Consider the following 14,738-nt stretch of genomic DNA (forward strand, 5'->3'; position numbering starts at 1 on the left):
TTGCCGGGCCTTTCCCCGGCTTTCGTGGGCACGCAAAAGTGCATAACACGCTCTCAAACAGTGTCTGACCCGCACCCCGCGCACCCCGGGCGACCGCCCGAGAGGGAAGACAAGCGCAGCTTCCTGCAGAAAGTGGCCGAGTTCATCCACCCCGGGCCGGATTCGACGGAAGAGCTCATCGAAACCCTGGCCGAGGCCGAAGACAACGAGGTCATCGGCGCCGAATCGCGCGTAATGCTGGAGCGCGTGATTCGCATGGCCGACATGACGGCGGGCGATGTGATGGTGGCCGCTCCGCGCATGGACCTCGTCAACATCGATGCGCCTTTCGAAGAGCTGCTGCACCTGGTGATCAGCACGGCGCATTCACGGTTTCCGGTGTACCAGGGCGAGCGCGAGAACATCATCGGCATTCTGATGGCCAAGGACCTGCTCAAGCTGCAGCGGGCCCCTGAGCTCAACATTCGTGCGCTGCTGCGCCCCGCAGCCTTTGTGCCCGAGAGCAAGGGCCTGAACGACCTGCTGCGCGAGTTCCGGGGCAACCGCAACCACCTGGCCATCGTGATCGACGAGTTTGGCCGCATGGCCGGGCTCATCACCATCGAAGATGTGCTGGAGCAGATCGTCGGTGAGATCGAGGACGAGTTCGACATCCCCGAAGACCAGGGCGACATCTTTGGCCTGGCCGATCGCACCTACCGGGTGAGCGGCGACACGCCGATTGACCGCGTGGCCGAAGCCTTCGAGGTGGCCATTGCAGGCAGCGACCCGGACAAGCATTTCGACACCATCGGCGGCCTGATCGCCCACGAGATGGGCCATGTGCCCAAGCGCGGCGAGCACCTTCAGCTCAGCGGCCTGCACTTTGTGGTGCTGCACACCAAGGGCGGTGCGGTTCGCTGGTTCAAGGTGTCCCGGGTCGAAGCCACCGACGCCGCCGACTGATGTCGCGGCACTCTCGGACGGCGAGCGGGCCGCTGCTGCCGCAACTGCTGCTGGCGCTGGTCGTGGGCCTGGCCCAGGCCGCCTCGCTGGCCTGGCCGGGTAACGGTCAACCCCTGTGGTGGCTGCAACTGGTGTCGATGGCGGTGCTGGCCTGGCTGGTGCGACCTGCCGCAAGCGCAGGCTCAGGGCTCCGCACGGTGCGCTGGCAGCGGGGCGCAATCCTCGGCGGGGTTTTTGGCACCGCCTGGCTGGCGGGTACCTTCTGGTGGCTGTTCATCTCCATGCATTCGTATGGCGGCCTGCCCGCGCCGCTGGCGGTGGCTGCGGTGCTGGGCCTGGCAGCGTTTCTGGCCAGCTACTACGCAGCCGCTTTGGCACTCTTTTGCCGCTATGCGCCGGTCCATCGTGGCGGAGGTGCTCTCTTTTTCGGAGCGCTCTGGTTGCTGGCCGAGCTGGCGCGGGGCATTTGGTGGACGGGGTTCCCGTGGGGCGCAGGCGGCTATGCGCATGTGGACGGTCCGCTGGCCGTGCTGGCCCGCCACATGGGGGTGTATGGCATCAGTGCCGTGGCCGCTGCGTTGGCAATGGGCCTGGTGCAAGTGCGCGCGGCCGACCTGCGCAGCGTGCGCTGGTGGGCGCTGCTGCTGGCCATGGGGGGACTGCTGGCCTGGGCCACGGTAGACCGGCATTGCGCCGTGGACCTGTGCCACACCCCGGCGCATCGCCGCCCGGCGCCCCTGAGCCTGGAGCTGCTCCAGGGCAATATCCCCCAGGACGAAAAATTCCAGCCCGGCAGCGGCGTGCCCGTGGCCCTGCAGTGGTATGCGGAGGCCTTGCGCAACGCCCAGGCCGACCTGGTGGTGGCGCCCGAGACAGCTATTCCGTTGTTACCGCAGCAGCTCATTCCCGGGTATCTGGAGGGCATCCAGCAACGCTATGCACAAGGCAGCCAGGCCGCGATGGTGGGCATTCCGCTGGGGGATGAGGCCCAGGGCTATACCAACTCCGTACTGGGCATGAGTGCTGCCACGCAGGCCGAGCCGTACCGCTACGACAAGCACCACTTGGTGCCGTTTGGCGAGTTCATCCCGCCGTTCTTCAAGTGGTTCACGGAGATGATGAACATCCCGCTGGGCGACTTCAACCGGGGCACGGTGGGCCAGGCCTCTTTTGCCGTGGCGGGGCAGCGCATTGCGCCCAACATCTGCTACGAAGACCTGTTTGGCGAGGAGCTGGGTGCGCGGTTCATCGACCCGGCCCAGGCGCCCACGGTGTTCGTCAACTTCAGCAACATTGGCTGGTTTGGCGACACCCTGGCGATTGACCAGCACCTGCACATCAGCCGCATGCGCGCGCTGGAGTTCGAGCGTCCTATGGTGCGCGCCACCAACACGGGCGCCACGGTCATCATCGACCACCGGGGCGTGGTCACGCACCAGCTGGCCCGCTACACGCGCGGCGTGCTCAAAGGCGAGGTGCACGGCCGGGGGCTGGACGCACAGAGTGGCTGGGCCATCACGCCTTACGCGTGGTGGGTGTCCCGTTGGGGGCTGTGGCCGCTGTGGGGCCTGGGGGCTCTGGCGCTGCTGGTTGCCATGGTCGCCGCCAGGGGCCGAAGGGCGCTTGGCGATTGATCCAGGTCAGGCATTACGCCGGCCTGCACAGGGGCCCGCGCAGGCCGGTGTTTAGAGGCGGCTCCCTATGCCTTGATAATAGAGCTCCGCAACCGGGGGCTGGTGTTGCGTAAAACGATGATTTGAGGCGGGCCACCCGCCGTTCTGGAGCACGACTGAACATGGCAGATTCCTTTTCCTACGAACAACTGATCGCCTCGGGCGAAGGCCGGCTGTTCGGCGCTGACAGCGGGCGACTGCCGCTGCCACCCATGCTGATGTTTGACCGCATCACGCACATCGACGGCGATGGTGGCGCGCACGGGCTGGGAAAGATCCGTGCCGAGCTGGACGTCAAGCCCGACCTGTGGTTCTTTGCCTGCCACTTCCAGGGCGACCCGGTCATGCCCGGCTGCCTGGGCCTGGACGCCATGTGGCAGCTCATCGGTTTTTACCTGACCTGGCTGCAGCTGCCCGGCCGGGGCCGCGCGCTGGGCGCGGGTGAGGTCAAGTTCACCGGCGAAGTGGGGCCGGACGTGAAGCTGGTCACCTACGAAATCGACATCAAGCGCGTCATCAAGCGCAAGCTGGTCATGGCCATCGGCGACGCCCGTCTGCTGGCCGACGGCAAGGAAATCTATGTAGCCAACGACCTGCGCGTGGGGCTGTTCAAGCGCGAGGGCGACGACAAGGACGCAGCATGACCACCAAGAAGCGTGTAGTCATCACTGGCGCGGGCATCGTCTCGTGCATTGGTAACGACCTGGCCACCGTGGAGGCCTCGCTGCGTGCAGGCACCAGCGGCATCAAGGCCGTGGAAAAGTTCAAGGAGCTGGGCCTGCGCAGCCAGGTGGGTGGCGCTCCCGAGATCGACATTGAAGCGCGCATCGACCGCAAGCAGCTGCGCTTCATGGGCGACGCGGCGGCCTATGCGCAGATCGCCCTGGAAGACGCCATCCAGCAGGCGGGTTTGACGCCCGCGCAGGTCAGCCACCCGCGCACCGGCCTCATCATGGGCTCGGGCGGCGGCTCGCCCGCCAACCAGATCGAAGCAGCCGACACGCTGCGCGAGAAGGGCATCCGCCGCGTGGGGCCGTACCAGGTCACGCGCTGCATGAGCTCCACCGTGTCCGCGTGCCTGGCTACCAACTTCAAGGTCAAGGGCATTAACTACTCCATCACTTCTGCCTGCTCCACGTCGGCGCACTGCATCGGCGCGGCCGCGCAGCAGATCGCATGGGGCGTGCAGGACGTGATGTTTGCGGGCGGCGGTGAAGAGCTGAGCTGGGGCATGTCGCTGCTGTTTGACGGCATGGGCGCCATGTCCAGCAAGTACAACGAAACGCCCGAGAAGGCCTCACGCGCCTACGACGCGAACCGTGACGGCTTTGTGATCGCCGGCGGCGGTGGCGCCGTAGTGCTGGAAAGCCTGGACCATGCCCTGGCCCGTGGCGCGACCATCCTGGCCGAGGTGGTGGGCTTTGGCGCCACCAGCGATGGCGAAGACATGGTGGCCCCCTCGGGCGATGGCGCCATTGCCTGCATGCAGCAGGCCATGGAGGGGCTCGACGCCCCCATCGACTACATCAACACCCACGGCACCTCCACCCCGGTGGGTGACATGCAGGAAGTGCGCGCCATGCGTGCCCTGTTCGGCGACAAGGTGCCGCCGTTCTCGTCCACCAAGTCGCTCACCGGCCACTCGCTGGGTGCCACGGGTGTGCAAGAAGCCATCTACTGCATGATCATGCTGAACAAGGGCTTCATCGCTGGCTCGGCCAATGTCGAGACACCCGACCCAGCCCTGGGCGACATGCCCCTGGTCACCCAGACGCGCGATGCGCAGCTGACCACCGTGCTGTCCAACAGCTTCGGCTTTGGCGGCACCAACGCCAGCCTGGTGCTGCGCCGCTGGAACCACTGACCGCGGACTCCCCACCGCAACGGCCTGCCTGTCTCTGGACATGCAGGCCGTTTTTCATGGGCTCTATCGGCCCGTCAGCGCCTGACGGGCCTTGGGGTTGGGCTGCAGGGCCTCGTGCAGCAAGGCGGGCAACATGCCCAGCATGCGGGTGGCCTGCAGACCGGGCGGAAAGGCGCGCGCGTGGTAGCTGTACAGCGACATGGGGGCCAGCTCGTGCAGCTCCTGCGCCACCATCTGTGCCGGGTCCAGGCCCTTGGCGGTCAGAAAGTCCACCACCGTCCAGCCCATGCCCCGGCGCACCAGTTCCAGCGCCAGGCGCGATGTCTGCACCTGGATGCCGGGCCCGGCGGGTGAGCCAAGGCGGTGCGCGATGTCGTCAATCGCCTGGCGCATGGGGTCATCCCCCACCAGGCGGATCACGGGCACCTGCGCCAGCCGTGCGCCGGGGCTTGCGGCGCGGGGCGCCCGCGCCCACACGCTGGTTGCCACCGCCAGATACAGGCGGCCACTCACCAGCAGGTCGCTCGCGATTTGTGGATGGGGGTGTTTGTAGAAGCCCAGGCAAAAGTCCACGCTGCGTGTGAGCAGGGCCGGGGTCATCTGGTCCTGGTGGATGGTGCGCACCTCCACGCCCACCTGCGGATGCTGCTCCGCATGGTGCTGCAGCAGGCGCGGCAGAAACTCGTGGGTGATGGAAGGGATGGCGCCCAGCCGCACATCGCCCGAATCACTCGTCGCCAGGTTGCGCGCAGTGCGTTTGAGGGCATCCAGCTGCCGGTAGATGCCGGTGGACTCGGTGGCCAGCACCTGGGCCTCGGGGGTCGGGGTCAGGCCTGCCGGCGAGCGGTTGAACAGCCGGTAGCCCAGCTGCAGCTCGGTGTGTGCCACGGCCTTGCTGACGGCCGAAGGGGTGATGCACAGCAGGCGTGCGGCAGCACTCATGTTGCCGGTTTGCAGCACGGCCTGAAAAACTTCCAGCTGTCGCAAGTTCATGGCGGATTCGTTTCGTGGCGTGGGCCGATGGGCTCTTGACGGTCGTCAAACGGCCATTCGGGGTGTGAGCCAAATTCATAGGGGTGGGGCAATTATTCCGCATGACTGTGTTCTGGTTTCTCATAGGATGCGGCACCGCTTCACCGGCGGTTTTGAACAAAGCGGCGCAACACGCGCCGCGACCTAAAAAATCTGGAGACCTCTTCATGCGCATCGCTTCCTCCCCCACCGCCAGCCGCTGGCTCGCGGGTTTGCTGTTGTCCGCTGCCTCTGCCGTTGCCATGGCGCAGGCGGCCAAGCCCAATGTGGTGGTGCTGGCCACGGGCGGCACCATTGCTGGTGCGGGCGCCTCGGCCGCCAACAGCGCCACCTACGCCGCCGCCAAGGTGCCGGTAGACAAGCTGCTGGCAGGCCTGCCCGAGCTGGCCAACGTGGCCAAGGTGTCGGGTGAGCAGGTATTCCAGATCGCCTCCGAGAGCTTCACCAACGAGCACCTGCTGCGCCTCGGCCAGCGCGTGTCGGCCCTGGCCAAGCAGGCGGACGTGGACGGCATCGTGATCACCCACGGCACGGACACGCTGGAAGAAACCGCGTACTTCCTGAACCTCACCGTGCGCACCAACAAGCCCATCGTGGTGGTCGGCTCCATGCGTCCCGGCACGGCCCTGTCGGCCGACGGCGCGCTGAACCTGTACGACGCCGTGACCGTGGCCGCCAGCAAGGACGCCGCCGGCAAGGGCGTGCTGGTCACGATGAACGACGAGATCCAGAGCGGTCGCGACGTGAGCAAGACCATCAACATCAAGACCGAGGCCTTCAAGAGCCAGTGGGGCCCGCTGGGCATGGTGGTGGAAGGCAAGAACTACTGGTTCCGCGCCCCGGTCAAGCGCCACACGACCAACTCCGAGTTCAACATCGACGACATCAAGGCGCTGCCCGCCGTGGACATCGTGTACGGCTACGGCAACATGAACACCACGGGCATCGAGGCCTACGGCAAGGCCGGCGTCAAGGCGCTGATCCATGCCGGCACCGGCAACGGCTCGGTGGCCGCACAGGCGGTCGATTCGCTCAAGGCCTTGCGTGGCCAGGGCGTGCAGATCATCCGTTCGGCGCGCGTGCCCGATGGTTTTGTGCTGCGCAATGCCGAGCAGCCCGACGACAAGTACGACTGGGTGGTGGCCCATGACCTGCGCCCCCAAAAGGCCCGCATCCTGGCCATGGTCGCTTTGACCAAGACCAACGACAGCAAGGAACTGCAGCGCATTTTCTGGGAGTATTGATCCCTGTTTTCGAGGTTTGAACGCCATGCTTTGACGCGATGCATGCGTTGACGGCCACACCCGTGTGGCCACCGGTACGCACCGGCTTATAGCTCGCGTGACTGGTTGGGAAGGCTGGGGCTCCAAAAGGGCTCCGGCCTTTTTTCATGGGTGCGGGCCGATGTTGTAGACGCTGCCGCAGCACACGCGGCGGGGCGCCGTAAAATCACTGGTTTGCGCGCGCGATGCCCGTCCTTGTTGCCTTGTGGGGCGACGGGCCTGGGGTTTGCTCACGCACCGCGTTTTCTTCTTTCCCCCTTATTTGCCCGGCCCTGGCTTGCCAGTGCCTCAGCCACAGACGCCATGTTGACATTCCAGCAAATCATTTTGAAGCTGCAGTCCTACTGGGACGCGCAGGGTTGCGCCCTTTTGCAACCCTATGACATGGAAGTGGGCGCCGGCACCTCGCACACCGCCACCTTCCTGCGCGCCATCGGCCCCGAGCCCTGGAAGGCCGCCTACGTGCAGCCCAGCCGCCGCCCCAAGGACGGCCGCTATGGCGAGAACCCCAACCGCCTGCAGCACTACTACCAGTACCAGGTGGTGCTCAAGCCCGCTCCAGCCAACATCCTGGAGCTGTATCTGGGCTCGCTGGAAGCCCTGGGTTTTGACCTGAAAAAGAACGACATCCGCTTTGTGGAAGACGACTGGGAAAACCCCACGCTCGGCGCCTGGGGCCTGGGCTGGGAGGTGTGGCTCAACGGCATGGAAGTCACGCAGTTCACCTACTTCCAGCAAGTCGGCGGCATCGACTGCAAGCCCGCCACCGGCGAGATCACCTACGGCCTGGAGCGCCTGGCCATGTACCTGCAGGGCGTGGACAACGTCTACAACCTGAAGTGGACCGACACGCTGAGCTACGGCGACGTGTACAAGCAAAACGAGGTGGAGCAGTCCACCTACAACTTCGAGCACAGTGACGCGGATTTCTTGTTCACTGCCTTCAACGCGCACGAAAAGCAGGCCAAGTACTTGATGGAGCAGCAGCTGGCGCTGCCCGCCTATGAGCAAGTGCTCAAGGCCGCACACAGCTTCAACCTGCTGGATGCCCGTGGCGCCATCAGCGTGACCGAGCGCGCCGCCTACATCGGCCGCATCCGCAACCTGGCCCGCAGCGTGGCGCAGAGCTACTACGAAAGCCGTGAGCGCCTGGGCTTCCCCATGGCGCCACGCGAGTGGGTGGAACAGATGGTCAAAAAGGCCGCGTGAACGAGCGAAAGAACAAGAACATGACGACCCAAAACCTCCTCGTTGAACTGTTTGTTGAAGAACTGCCCCCCAAGGCGCTGCAGAAGCTGGGCGATGCCTTTGCCACCGTGCTGGGGGACCAGCTCAAGGCCTTGGGCCTGGCCAGCGCTGCTTCGGTGGTTACGCCCTTTGCCTCGCCCCGCCGCCTGGCTGCGCACGTGACCGCCGTGGCCGACAAGGCCGCCGACAAGGCCGTGCAGCAAAAGCTGATGCCCGTGACCGTGGGCTTGGACAAAGACGGCAACGCCACGCCTGCGCTGCTGAAAAAGCTGCAGGCGCTGGGCGCCGATGTGTCCAACCCCGCAGCCGCCGTGGCCGCGCTCAAGCGCGCCCAGGACGGCAAGGCCGAGGCCCTGTTCTACGACAGCGTGGTGCCCGGTGCGACGTTGGCAGGTGGCCTGCAAAAGGCACTCGACGAAGCCATCGCCAAGCTCCCCATCCCCAAGGTGATGAGCTACCAGCTCGAAACCGACTGCGAGCTGCCCGGCTGGACCAGCGTGAACTTTGTGCGCCCCGCGCACGGCCTGGTGGCGCTGCATGGCGCCGCCGTGGTGCCTGTGAAGGCGCTGGGTCTGACGGCTGGCAACAGCACCACTGGCCACCGTTTTGAAGCCGCCGTGTCGCCCGTGGTGTTGAAAGACGCCGACAGCTACGCCGCCACGCTGCAAAAAGACGGCGCGGTGATCGCATCGTTTGCCGAGCGCAAAGCCGAGATCGCCCGCCAGCTCGCCGCTGCCGCTGCCAAGGTGGGCAACGGTGCCCGCCCCATTGAAGACGAAGCCCTGCTGGACGAAGTGACCGCGCTGGTCGAGCGGCCCAATGTGGTCATCTGCCAGTTTGAAGAGCAGTTCCTGGGCGTGCCGCAAGAGTGCCTCATCCTCACGATGAAGGCCAATCAGAAGTACTTCCCGCTGCTCGACGCCGCAGGCAAGCTCACCAACAAATTCCTGGTGGTCAGCAACATCAGCCCCGAAGACACCAGCTTTGTGACCGGCGGCAACGAGCGCGTGGTGCGCCCGCGCCTGGCCGACGCCAAGTTCTTCTTCGACCAGGACCGCAAGAAGACCCTGGCCTCGCGCGTCGAGGGTCTGGGCAAGGTCGTGTACCACAACAAGTTGGGCACCCAGGGTGAGCGCGTGGAGCGCGTGCGCGCCATCGCCAAGGCCATCGCACAGCAGCTGGGCGATGCACAACTGGTGCAAGACGCCGACCTGGCCGCGCAACTGGCCAAGACCGACCTCGTGACCGACATGGTGGGCGAGTTCCCCGAGTTGCAGGGCATCATGGGCGGCTACTACGCCCTGAATGACGGCCTGGGCGAGACCGTGGCAAACGCGATTGAAGACCACTACAAGCCACGCTTCGCGGGTGACACGCTGCCCCGCAACACGGCCGGTGTTGTGGTGGCCCTGGCCGACAAGCTGGAAACCCTGGTGGGCATGTTCGGCATCGGCAACCTGCCCACGGGCGACCGCGATCCGTTTGCGCTGCGCCGCCATGCGCTGGGCGTGATCCGCATGCTGGTCGAGAAGGATTTGCCACTGGACTTGAACGCACTGTTGGCCGGTGCCGTGCCTGCGTTTGGCGACAAGATCACCGATGCATCGGCGCAACTCGCTGACTTCATCTACGACCGCCTCGCTGGCAGCCTGCGCGAGCAAGGCTACAGCGCGCAAGAGGTGGACGCCGTGCTGGCCCTGCGCCCGCAGCGTCTGGCCCTGGTCGAGAAGCAGTTGGCCGCAGTCCGCGCCTTCGCCGCGTTGCCCGAAAGCCCAGCCCTGGCCGCCGCCAACAAGCGTGTGGGCAACATCCTGAAAAAGGCCGAGGTCGAAGGCCCGGTGGATGCCCACGTCAACCCCCAGCTGCTGCAGGAAAAGGCCGAGCAGGATCTGTTTGCCGCGCTGCAGCGTTTTGTGCCCGAAGCCAACGCCCAGTTCGATGCCGGTGACTACACCGCCAGCCTGCAGACCCTTGCCGTGTTGCGCGCGCCCGTGGACGCTTTCTTTGACGATGTGATGGTGAACGCCGAGCAACTGGACCTGCGCTTGAACCGCCAGGGCCTGCTCAAGACGCTGCACGAAGCCATGAACCGCGTGGCCGATCTGTCCCGTCTGGCGGTCTGACCCCGGGTGCTGGTAGGCTGGTGGTTCTCACAAGGCAAACCCCTCCTATGAAACTCGCCATCCTCGACCGCGACGGCACCCTCAACCCGATGGGGGACGAATACATCACCTCGGCCGACGAATGGGCGGCGGTGCCCGGCGCGCTCGAAGCCATTGCCCGCCTCAACCATGCGGGCTGGCATGTGGTGGTGGCCACCAACCAGCCGGGCCTGGGCCGGGGCCTGTTTGACGTGATGGCGCTCAACGCCATCCACGCCAAGCTGCACCGGCAGGTGGCAGCGGTGGGTGGGCGCATCGACGCGGTGTTCTATTGCCCCCACGCTGCCGACGAGGACTGCAGCTGCCGCAAGCCCGCTCCGGGCCTGCTCGAGCAGATCTGCGACCGCTACGGCGTGGAGCGCAACGAGGTCCGCGTGGTGGGCAGCTGCGAGGCCCACCTGCAGGCGGGTGCCGCTCTGGGGGCCCAGTTGCACCTGGTGTGCACCGGCCAGTCGGCTGCGTTGCGGCCGGGCGGGGCATTGCCTGCGGGGTTGCCAGCGGGCACGCAAGTGCACGCCAGCCTCGCAGATTTTGTGGACCAGCTGCTGCCGGTGGTGCCTGGCGCCACAGGTGGTGTGGGCGCTTTGGGCGCAGCGCCCTTGCCGCTGTCGTGACAGGGCATCACAGGCGTGGCAACATCCTGATGCTATTTAATTGATAGCTGTTAGCGCATATTCCACTAGCGCTTGCGGCCAAAAAGACTTCCCAATGGCTCTTATCCGTTCCGTCATTCACCTTCTCTGGATGGGCATCACCGTGGTGCCCTACGCGCTGGCCATCATGCTGGGCACGCTGCTGGGCGTGCGGGGCGTGCCCCTGTACCGCATCGCGCGGGCCTGGCTGTCGCTGTGCATCAGCGGCGCGCGGGTGGTTCTGGGCATTCGCGCCGAGGTGACCGGCATGGAGAACCTGCCGCAGGGCGTCAACGAAGGCGCGATCCTGCTGGTCAAGCACCAGTCCACGTACGAGACCTTCCTGATGCCCGTGATCATGCCGCACCCCCTGGCCTACGTGTTCAAGAAGGAGCTGCTGCATGTGCCGTTCTTCGGCTGGGCCATCGGGCGGCTGGACATGATCCACATCGACCGCAACCAGCGCACCCAGGCCTTCAACAAGGTGGTGCAGCAGGGCAAGGACCTGCTCGCCAAGGGCATCTGGATCATCATGTTCCCCGAGGGCACGCGCATCGAGCGGGGCCAGAAGGGCAACTACAAGACCGGCGGCACGCGCCTGGCCATCGACACGGGCGCACCCGTGATCCCGATCGCCGTGACCTCTGCCAAGGTGTGGCCGCGCAAGGCGTTCATCAAGCGCCCCGGCGTGGTGGATGTGTCGATCGGCAAGCCCATCTCCAGCGTGGGGCGCCAGCCCGACGAACTCATGCGCGAGGTGGAGGCCTGGATCGAGGCCGAGATGCGCCGTCTGGACCCCGATGCTTACCCGGCCCCAGTGGCCAACACAGCGTCCAACACGACGGCCTCCAGCGGGAAGTGAACCGACCGTGATGCAGCGGCTTGTGCAACTGGCGCTGGACCTGTTCGACCCGCCGGGCGCGCCTGCAGCAGCCCCCAGCCCCATGGCTGCGGGTTTGAAGCCAAATCAGCCGAAAGCGCTAGTCGATCAAGCGCCAGTAGCTCCTAAAACGATAGTGCAGCGCCCAGCGGCACCCGCAGTGCCGCTGCCCTCGCTGCTGTCCCCCGCCGAATTCCGCCACCCCCAGGCCAACCGTGAGGTCCTGCTGGGAGACGCCGTCGTGGCCTATGCGCTGCAGCGTGCGCGCCGCCGCAGCATCGGCTTTACCGTGGGGGCCGATGGCCTGTCGGTGCGGGCCCCCAGCTGGGTGACGCTGGGCGCTGTGGATGCCGCGCTGCGCGAGAAGTCCGACTGGATCCTGCGCAAGCTGGGCGAAGCGCGCGAGCGCCAGCAGCGCATGGAAGGTGGTCGCATCGTGTGGGCCCATCGCGCCGTGCTGCCCTACCTGGGCGAGCCTTTGACGGTGGTGCTGGACCCCAGCCACGGCTTTGCGGGCAAGGGCGGGGCTCTGGTCACTGCCACGGAACAGTCCAGCCTGCACATCGGCCTGCCCCACAGCGCCAGCCCCGCGCAGATCCGCGATGCCGTGCAGGCCTGGCTGATGCGCGACGCGCGCCGCCACTTCACCGAGCGGCTGGACCACTTTGCGCCGCTCCTGGGCGTGCGTTGGGCCAGCCTGCGCCTGTCGAGCGCCAACACCCGCTGGGGCAGCGCCAAGGCTGATGGCTCCATCCGTCTGAACTGGCGCCTGCTGCACTACCGCCCGGCCATCATCGACTACGTGGTGGCGCACGAACTGGCCCACCTGCGCGTGATGGACCACAGCCCCCGCTTCTGGGATACCGTGGCCACCGTGGTGCCCGACTACGCCCAGCTGCGCAGCCATCTCCGCGACGAACCTGCCCCTTTGTGGGACTGAAAGAAGGACCTTGACGATGACCGAAGCCAAGATTTCTCCCGCCGACGGCTATGCCGGCGACGTGACGCCCCAACAAGCCTGGCAATGGGTGCAGGCCGGGCAGGCCGTGCTGGTGGACGTGCGCAGCGACGCCGAACGCGAGTGGGTCGGCTACGTGCCTGGTGCTGCTGCCGTGGCCTGGAAACAATGGCCAGGCATGGCGATGAACGCCGATTTTGATGCCCAGATGCGCGCCGCCGTGCCTGAGGGCGCGCGGGCCGTGCTGCTGTGCCGCAGCGGCGTGCGCTCCATCGCCGCCGCGCGCCGCGCCACCGAGCTGGGCATCACTGCGTACAACATCCTCGAAGGGTTTGAGGGCGATGCGGACGCGCAAGGGCAGCGCGGCAAGAAGGGCGGCTGGCGCTTTCATGGCCTGCCGTGGAAGCAGGGCTGAATAGCTATCAAAAAAAGAGCTCCCAGCGCCTGATTTACAAGCGCTGGCAGCTCTTTGGTCTTGAGGCCGAGAAGGCTTACTTGGCCAGGGGCGGGATGCGCAGCTTCTGGCCGGGGTAGATCTTGTCGGGGTGGCTCAGCATGGGCTTGTTGGCTTCGAAGATCACGGGGTACTTGTTGGCGTCGCCGTAGAACTTCTTGGCAATGGCGCTGAGCGTGTCGCCGCGCACCACGTCGTGGTACTGGGCTTCGGGCTCGGGGTTGGTCACCTCCATCAGGTTCTCGACGCTGGTCACGCTGGCCACGTTGCCACAGCACAGGGTGATCTTCTCTTTGGCAGCCTGGGTGGGGGCGGTGCCTTTCACCGTGACCTTGCCTTCGGGGCCCTGAAAGGCCACCTGCACATTGCTGGCGCCCAGGTTTTGCGCGGCGATGTAGGTCTCGATGGCCTTGCTCGCCTTGGCGTTGAGTTCATCCTGCGTGGGAGCGGCGGCGGTGGCAGCTTGCGCGTCCTTACCGCCAAACAGCTTTTCGCCGGCTTCCTTGATGAAACTGAAAAGACCCATGTCGTACCTCCTAATGTTGCAGAAACAGGAAGGGCCACTGTAGCGGGTACGGGCGGCTGTGTCGTGTCGGACAAGGGCGCGACACGATTTTTCACAATTTTGGGGCCGGGGAGGGTTGGTGCTGCCGTGGCTGTCGCCCTCGGGCAGGGGCGCATCGCAAAACTCGGGATAATCCGTCGCATGACTTTTCTGGCCATCGACGTCGGTAACACCCGTCTCAAATGGGCGTTGTACGACGCTCCCCGCCCCGGGGCTGCGCTGATGGCGCACGGCGCCGAGTTTCTCGACCATATCGACCGCCTGGCCGAAGGCAGCTGGGCATCGCTGCCGCACCCGGAGCGCATGCTGGGCTGCGTGGTGGCGGGCGATGCCGTCAAACGCCGTGTGCAGGAGCAAATGGAGCTGTGGGACGTCACCCCCTCGTGGGTGGTGTCATCGGCGCAAGAGGCGGGGCTGACCAACGGCTACGACCACCCCTCGCGCCTGGGCTCCGACCGCTGGGTGGCCATGATCGGCGCGCGCCACCATGTGCTGGCACGCGGCCCCGCACGGCCGCTGGTGGTGGTGATGGTGGGCACGGCCGTGACGGTGGAGTGCATCGACACCGAAGGCCGCTTCATGGGCGGCCTGATCCTGCCCGGCCACGGCATCATGCTGCGCGCACTCGAATCGGGTACCGCCGGCCTGCACGTGCCTACGGGCGAAGTGCGCCCGTTCCCCACCAACACCAGTGACGCGCTGACCAGCGGCGGCACCTACGCCATCGCGGGAGCCGTGGAGCGCATGTACCAGCACCTGTTGCAGCACTGCGGCCAGGAGCCTGCCTGCATCATGACCGGCGGTGCAGGCTGGAAGATGGCACCCAGCATGACACGGCCGTTCGAGCTGGTGGACAACCTGATTTTTGATGGACTGCTGGAGATTGCGGCGCGGCGATTTGGGGGCTGAGGGCTTTTGAGCTCCGCATCCACAGCAGCGCGACACGGCAATCTACTGCAAACCTCTGTGCAAAACTGGCGCTGCGCAAGCCAGAGACACCGAGCAAGGGCCACCCCGCAGCGAGGGTGTCGTCCCCCTTCCC

General features: G+C 66.0%; 14 protein-coding genes. 12 read left to right on the top strand and 2 right to left on the bottom strand.

Translation table 11 applies throughout. The annotated features are described in order from the left end of the window. The first annotated feature begins 60 nt into the window (after nucleotides 1–60). The 4 genes from C380_RS02965 (at nucleotide 61) to fabB (ending at nucleotide 4,482) form a co-directional block, all read left to right on the top strand. Nucleotides 61–945 (top strand): HlyC/CorC family transporter, encoded by an 885-nt coding sequence (locus C380_RS02965; RefSeq protein ID WP_015012405.1) that lies wholly within the window; start codon nucleotides 61–63, stop codon nucleotides 943–945. Further along, nucleotides 945–2,579, top strand: coding sequence for an apolipoprotein N-acyltransferase (lnt, locus tag C380_RS02970; RefSeq protein WP_015012406.1), 1,635 nt, complete (start codon nucleotides 945–947; stop codon nucleotides 2,577–2,579). The genes C380_RS02965 and lnt overlap by 1 nt, the downstream gene beginning before the upstream one ends. Before the next feature lie 161 nt (nucleotides 2,580–2,740). Next, a complete protein-coding gene (gene fabA / locus C380_RS02975; protein WP_015012407.1) occupies nucleotides 2,741–3,262 on the top strand; it encodes a 3-hydroxyacyl-[acyl-carrier-protein] dehydratase FabA in 522 nt (173 codons plus the stop codon). Then, nucleotides 3,259–4,482, top strand: coding sequence for a beta-ketoacyl-ACP synthase I (gene fabB, locus C380_RS02980; protein WP_015012408.1), 1,224 nt, complete (start codon nucleotides 3,259–3,261; stop codon nucleotides 4,480–4,482). The genes fabA and fabB overlap by 4 nt, the downstream gene beginning before the upstream one ends. Nucleotides 4,483–4,545: 63 nt before the next feature. Here the strand turns inward: fabB and C380_RS02985 are convergent, their stop codons facing one another. Next, nucleotides 4,546–5,475 carry a LysR family transcriptional regulator gene (locus C380_RS02985; RefSeq protein ID WP_015012409.1) on the bottom strand — a complete coding sequence of 310 codons (930 nt, stop codon included), beginning with the start codon at nucleotides 5,473–5,475 and terminating at the stop codon, nucleotides 4,546–4,548. A 206-nt stretch (nucleotides 5,476–5,681) separates the two neighbouring features. Between C380_RS02985 and C380_RS02990 the strand changes: the two genes are divergently transcribed. The 7 genes from C380_RS02990 (at nucleotide 5,682) to C380_RS03020 (ending at nucleotide 13,092) form a co-directional block, all read left to right on the top strand. Beyond that, nucleotides 5,682–6,758 (top strand): type II asparaginase, encoded by a 1,077-nt coding sequence (locus C380_RS02990; RefSeq protein ID WP_015012410.1) that lies wholly within the window; start codon nucleotides 5,682–5,684, stop codon nucleotides 6,756–6,758. 342 nt (nucleotides 6,759–7,100) lie between these two features. Continuing rightward, nucleotides 7,101–8,006 (top strand): glycine--tRNA ligase subunit alpha, encoded by a 906-nt coding sequence (glyQ, locus tag C380_RS02995; RefSeq protein WP_015012411.1) that lies wholly within the window; start codon nucleotides 7,101–7,103, stop codon nucleotides 8,004–8,006. A gap of 20 nt (nucleotides 8,007–8,026) precedes the next feature. Continuing rightward, the gene (gene glyS / locus C380_RS03000) at nucleotides 8,027–10,168 is read left to right on the top strand and encodes a glycine--tRNA ligase subunit beta (protein ID WP_015012412.1); all 2,142 of its coding nucleotides are present in this window, start codon (nucleotides 8,027–8,029) and stop codon (nucleotides 10,166–10,168) included. A 47-nt stretch (nucleotides 10,169–10,215) separates the two neighbouring features. Beyond that, nucleotides 10,216–10,821: a D-glycero-beta-D-manno-heptose 1,7-bisphosphate 7-phosphatase gene (gene gmhB / locus C380_RS03005; protein WP_015012413.1), complete on the top strand. Its 606-nt coding sequence runs from the start codon at nucleotides 10,216–10,218 to the stop codon at nucleotides 10,819–10,821. Nucleotides 10,822–10,915: 94 nt separating this feature from the next. Beyond that, nucleotides 10,916–11,701 carry a 1-acyl-sn-glycerol-3-phosphate acyltransferase gene (locus tag C380_RS03010; protein ID WP_015012414.1) on the top strand — a complete coding sequence of 262 codons (786 nt, stop codon included), beginning with the start codon at nucleotides 10,916–10,918 and terminating at the stop codon, nucleotides 11,699–11,701. 10 nt (nucleotides 11,702–11,711) lie between these two features. Next, nucleotides 11,712–12,659 (top strand): M48 family metallopeptidase, encoded by a 948-nt coding sequence (locus tag C380_RS03015; protein WP_015012415.1) that lies wholly within the window; start codon nucleotides 11,712–11,714, stop codon nucleotides 12,657–12,659. A 16-nt stretch (nucleotides 12,660–12,675) separates the two neighbouring features. Beyond that, nucleotides 12,676–13,092, top strand: a complete 417-nt coding sequence (locus C380_RS03020) for a rhodanese-like domain-containing protein (protein ID WP_015012416.1) — start codon at nucleotides 12,676–12,678, stop codon at nucleotides 13,090–13,092. Between the two features lie 76 nt (nucleotides 13,093–13,168). Here C380_RS03020 and lysM read toward each other — a convergent pair whose 3' ends face one another. Next, entirely contained in the window at nucleotides 13,169–13,657 is a 489-nt protein-coding gene (lysM, locus tag C380_RS03025; protein WP_015012417.1) for a peptidoglycan-binding protein LysM, read from the bottom strand. A gap of 180 nt (nucleotides 13,658–13,837) precedes the next feature. Between lysM and C380_RS03030 the strand changes: the two genes are divergently transcribed. Next, on the top strand, nucleotides 13,838–14,605 hold the full coding sequence (locus C380_RS03030; RefSeq protein WP_015012418.1) for a type III pantothenate kinase: 768 nt from the start codon (nucleotides 13,838–13,840) through the stop codon (nucleotides 14,603–14,605). Nucleotides 14,606–14,738: the final 133 nt, after the last annotated feature.

Origin of the sequence: Acidovorax sp. KKS102, assembly GCF_000302535.1 — a bacterium.
Classification (GTDB): domain Bacteria; phylum Pseudomonadota; class Gammaproteobacteria; order Burkholderiales; family Burkholderiaceae_C; genus Acidovorax.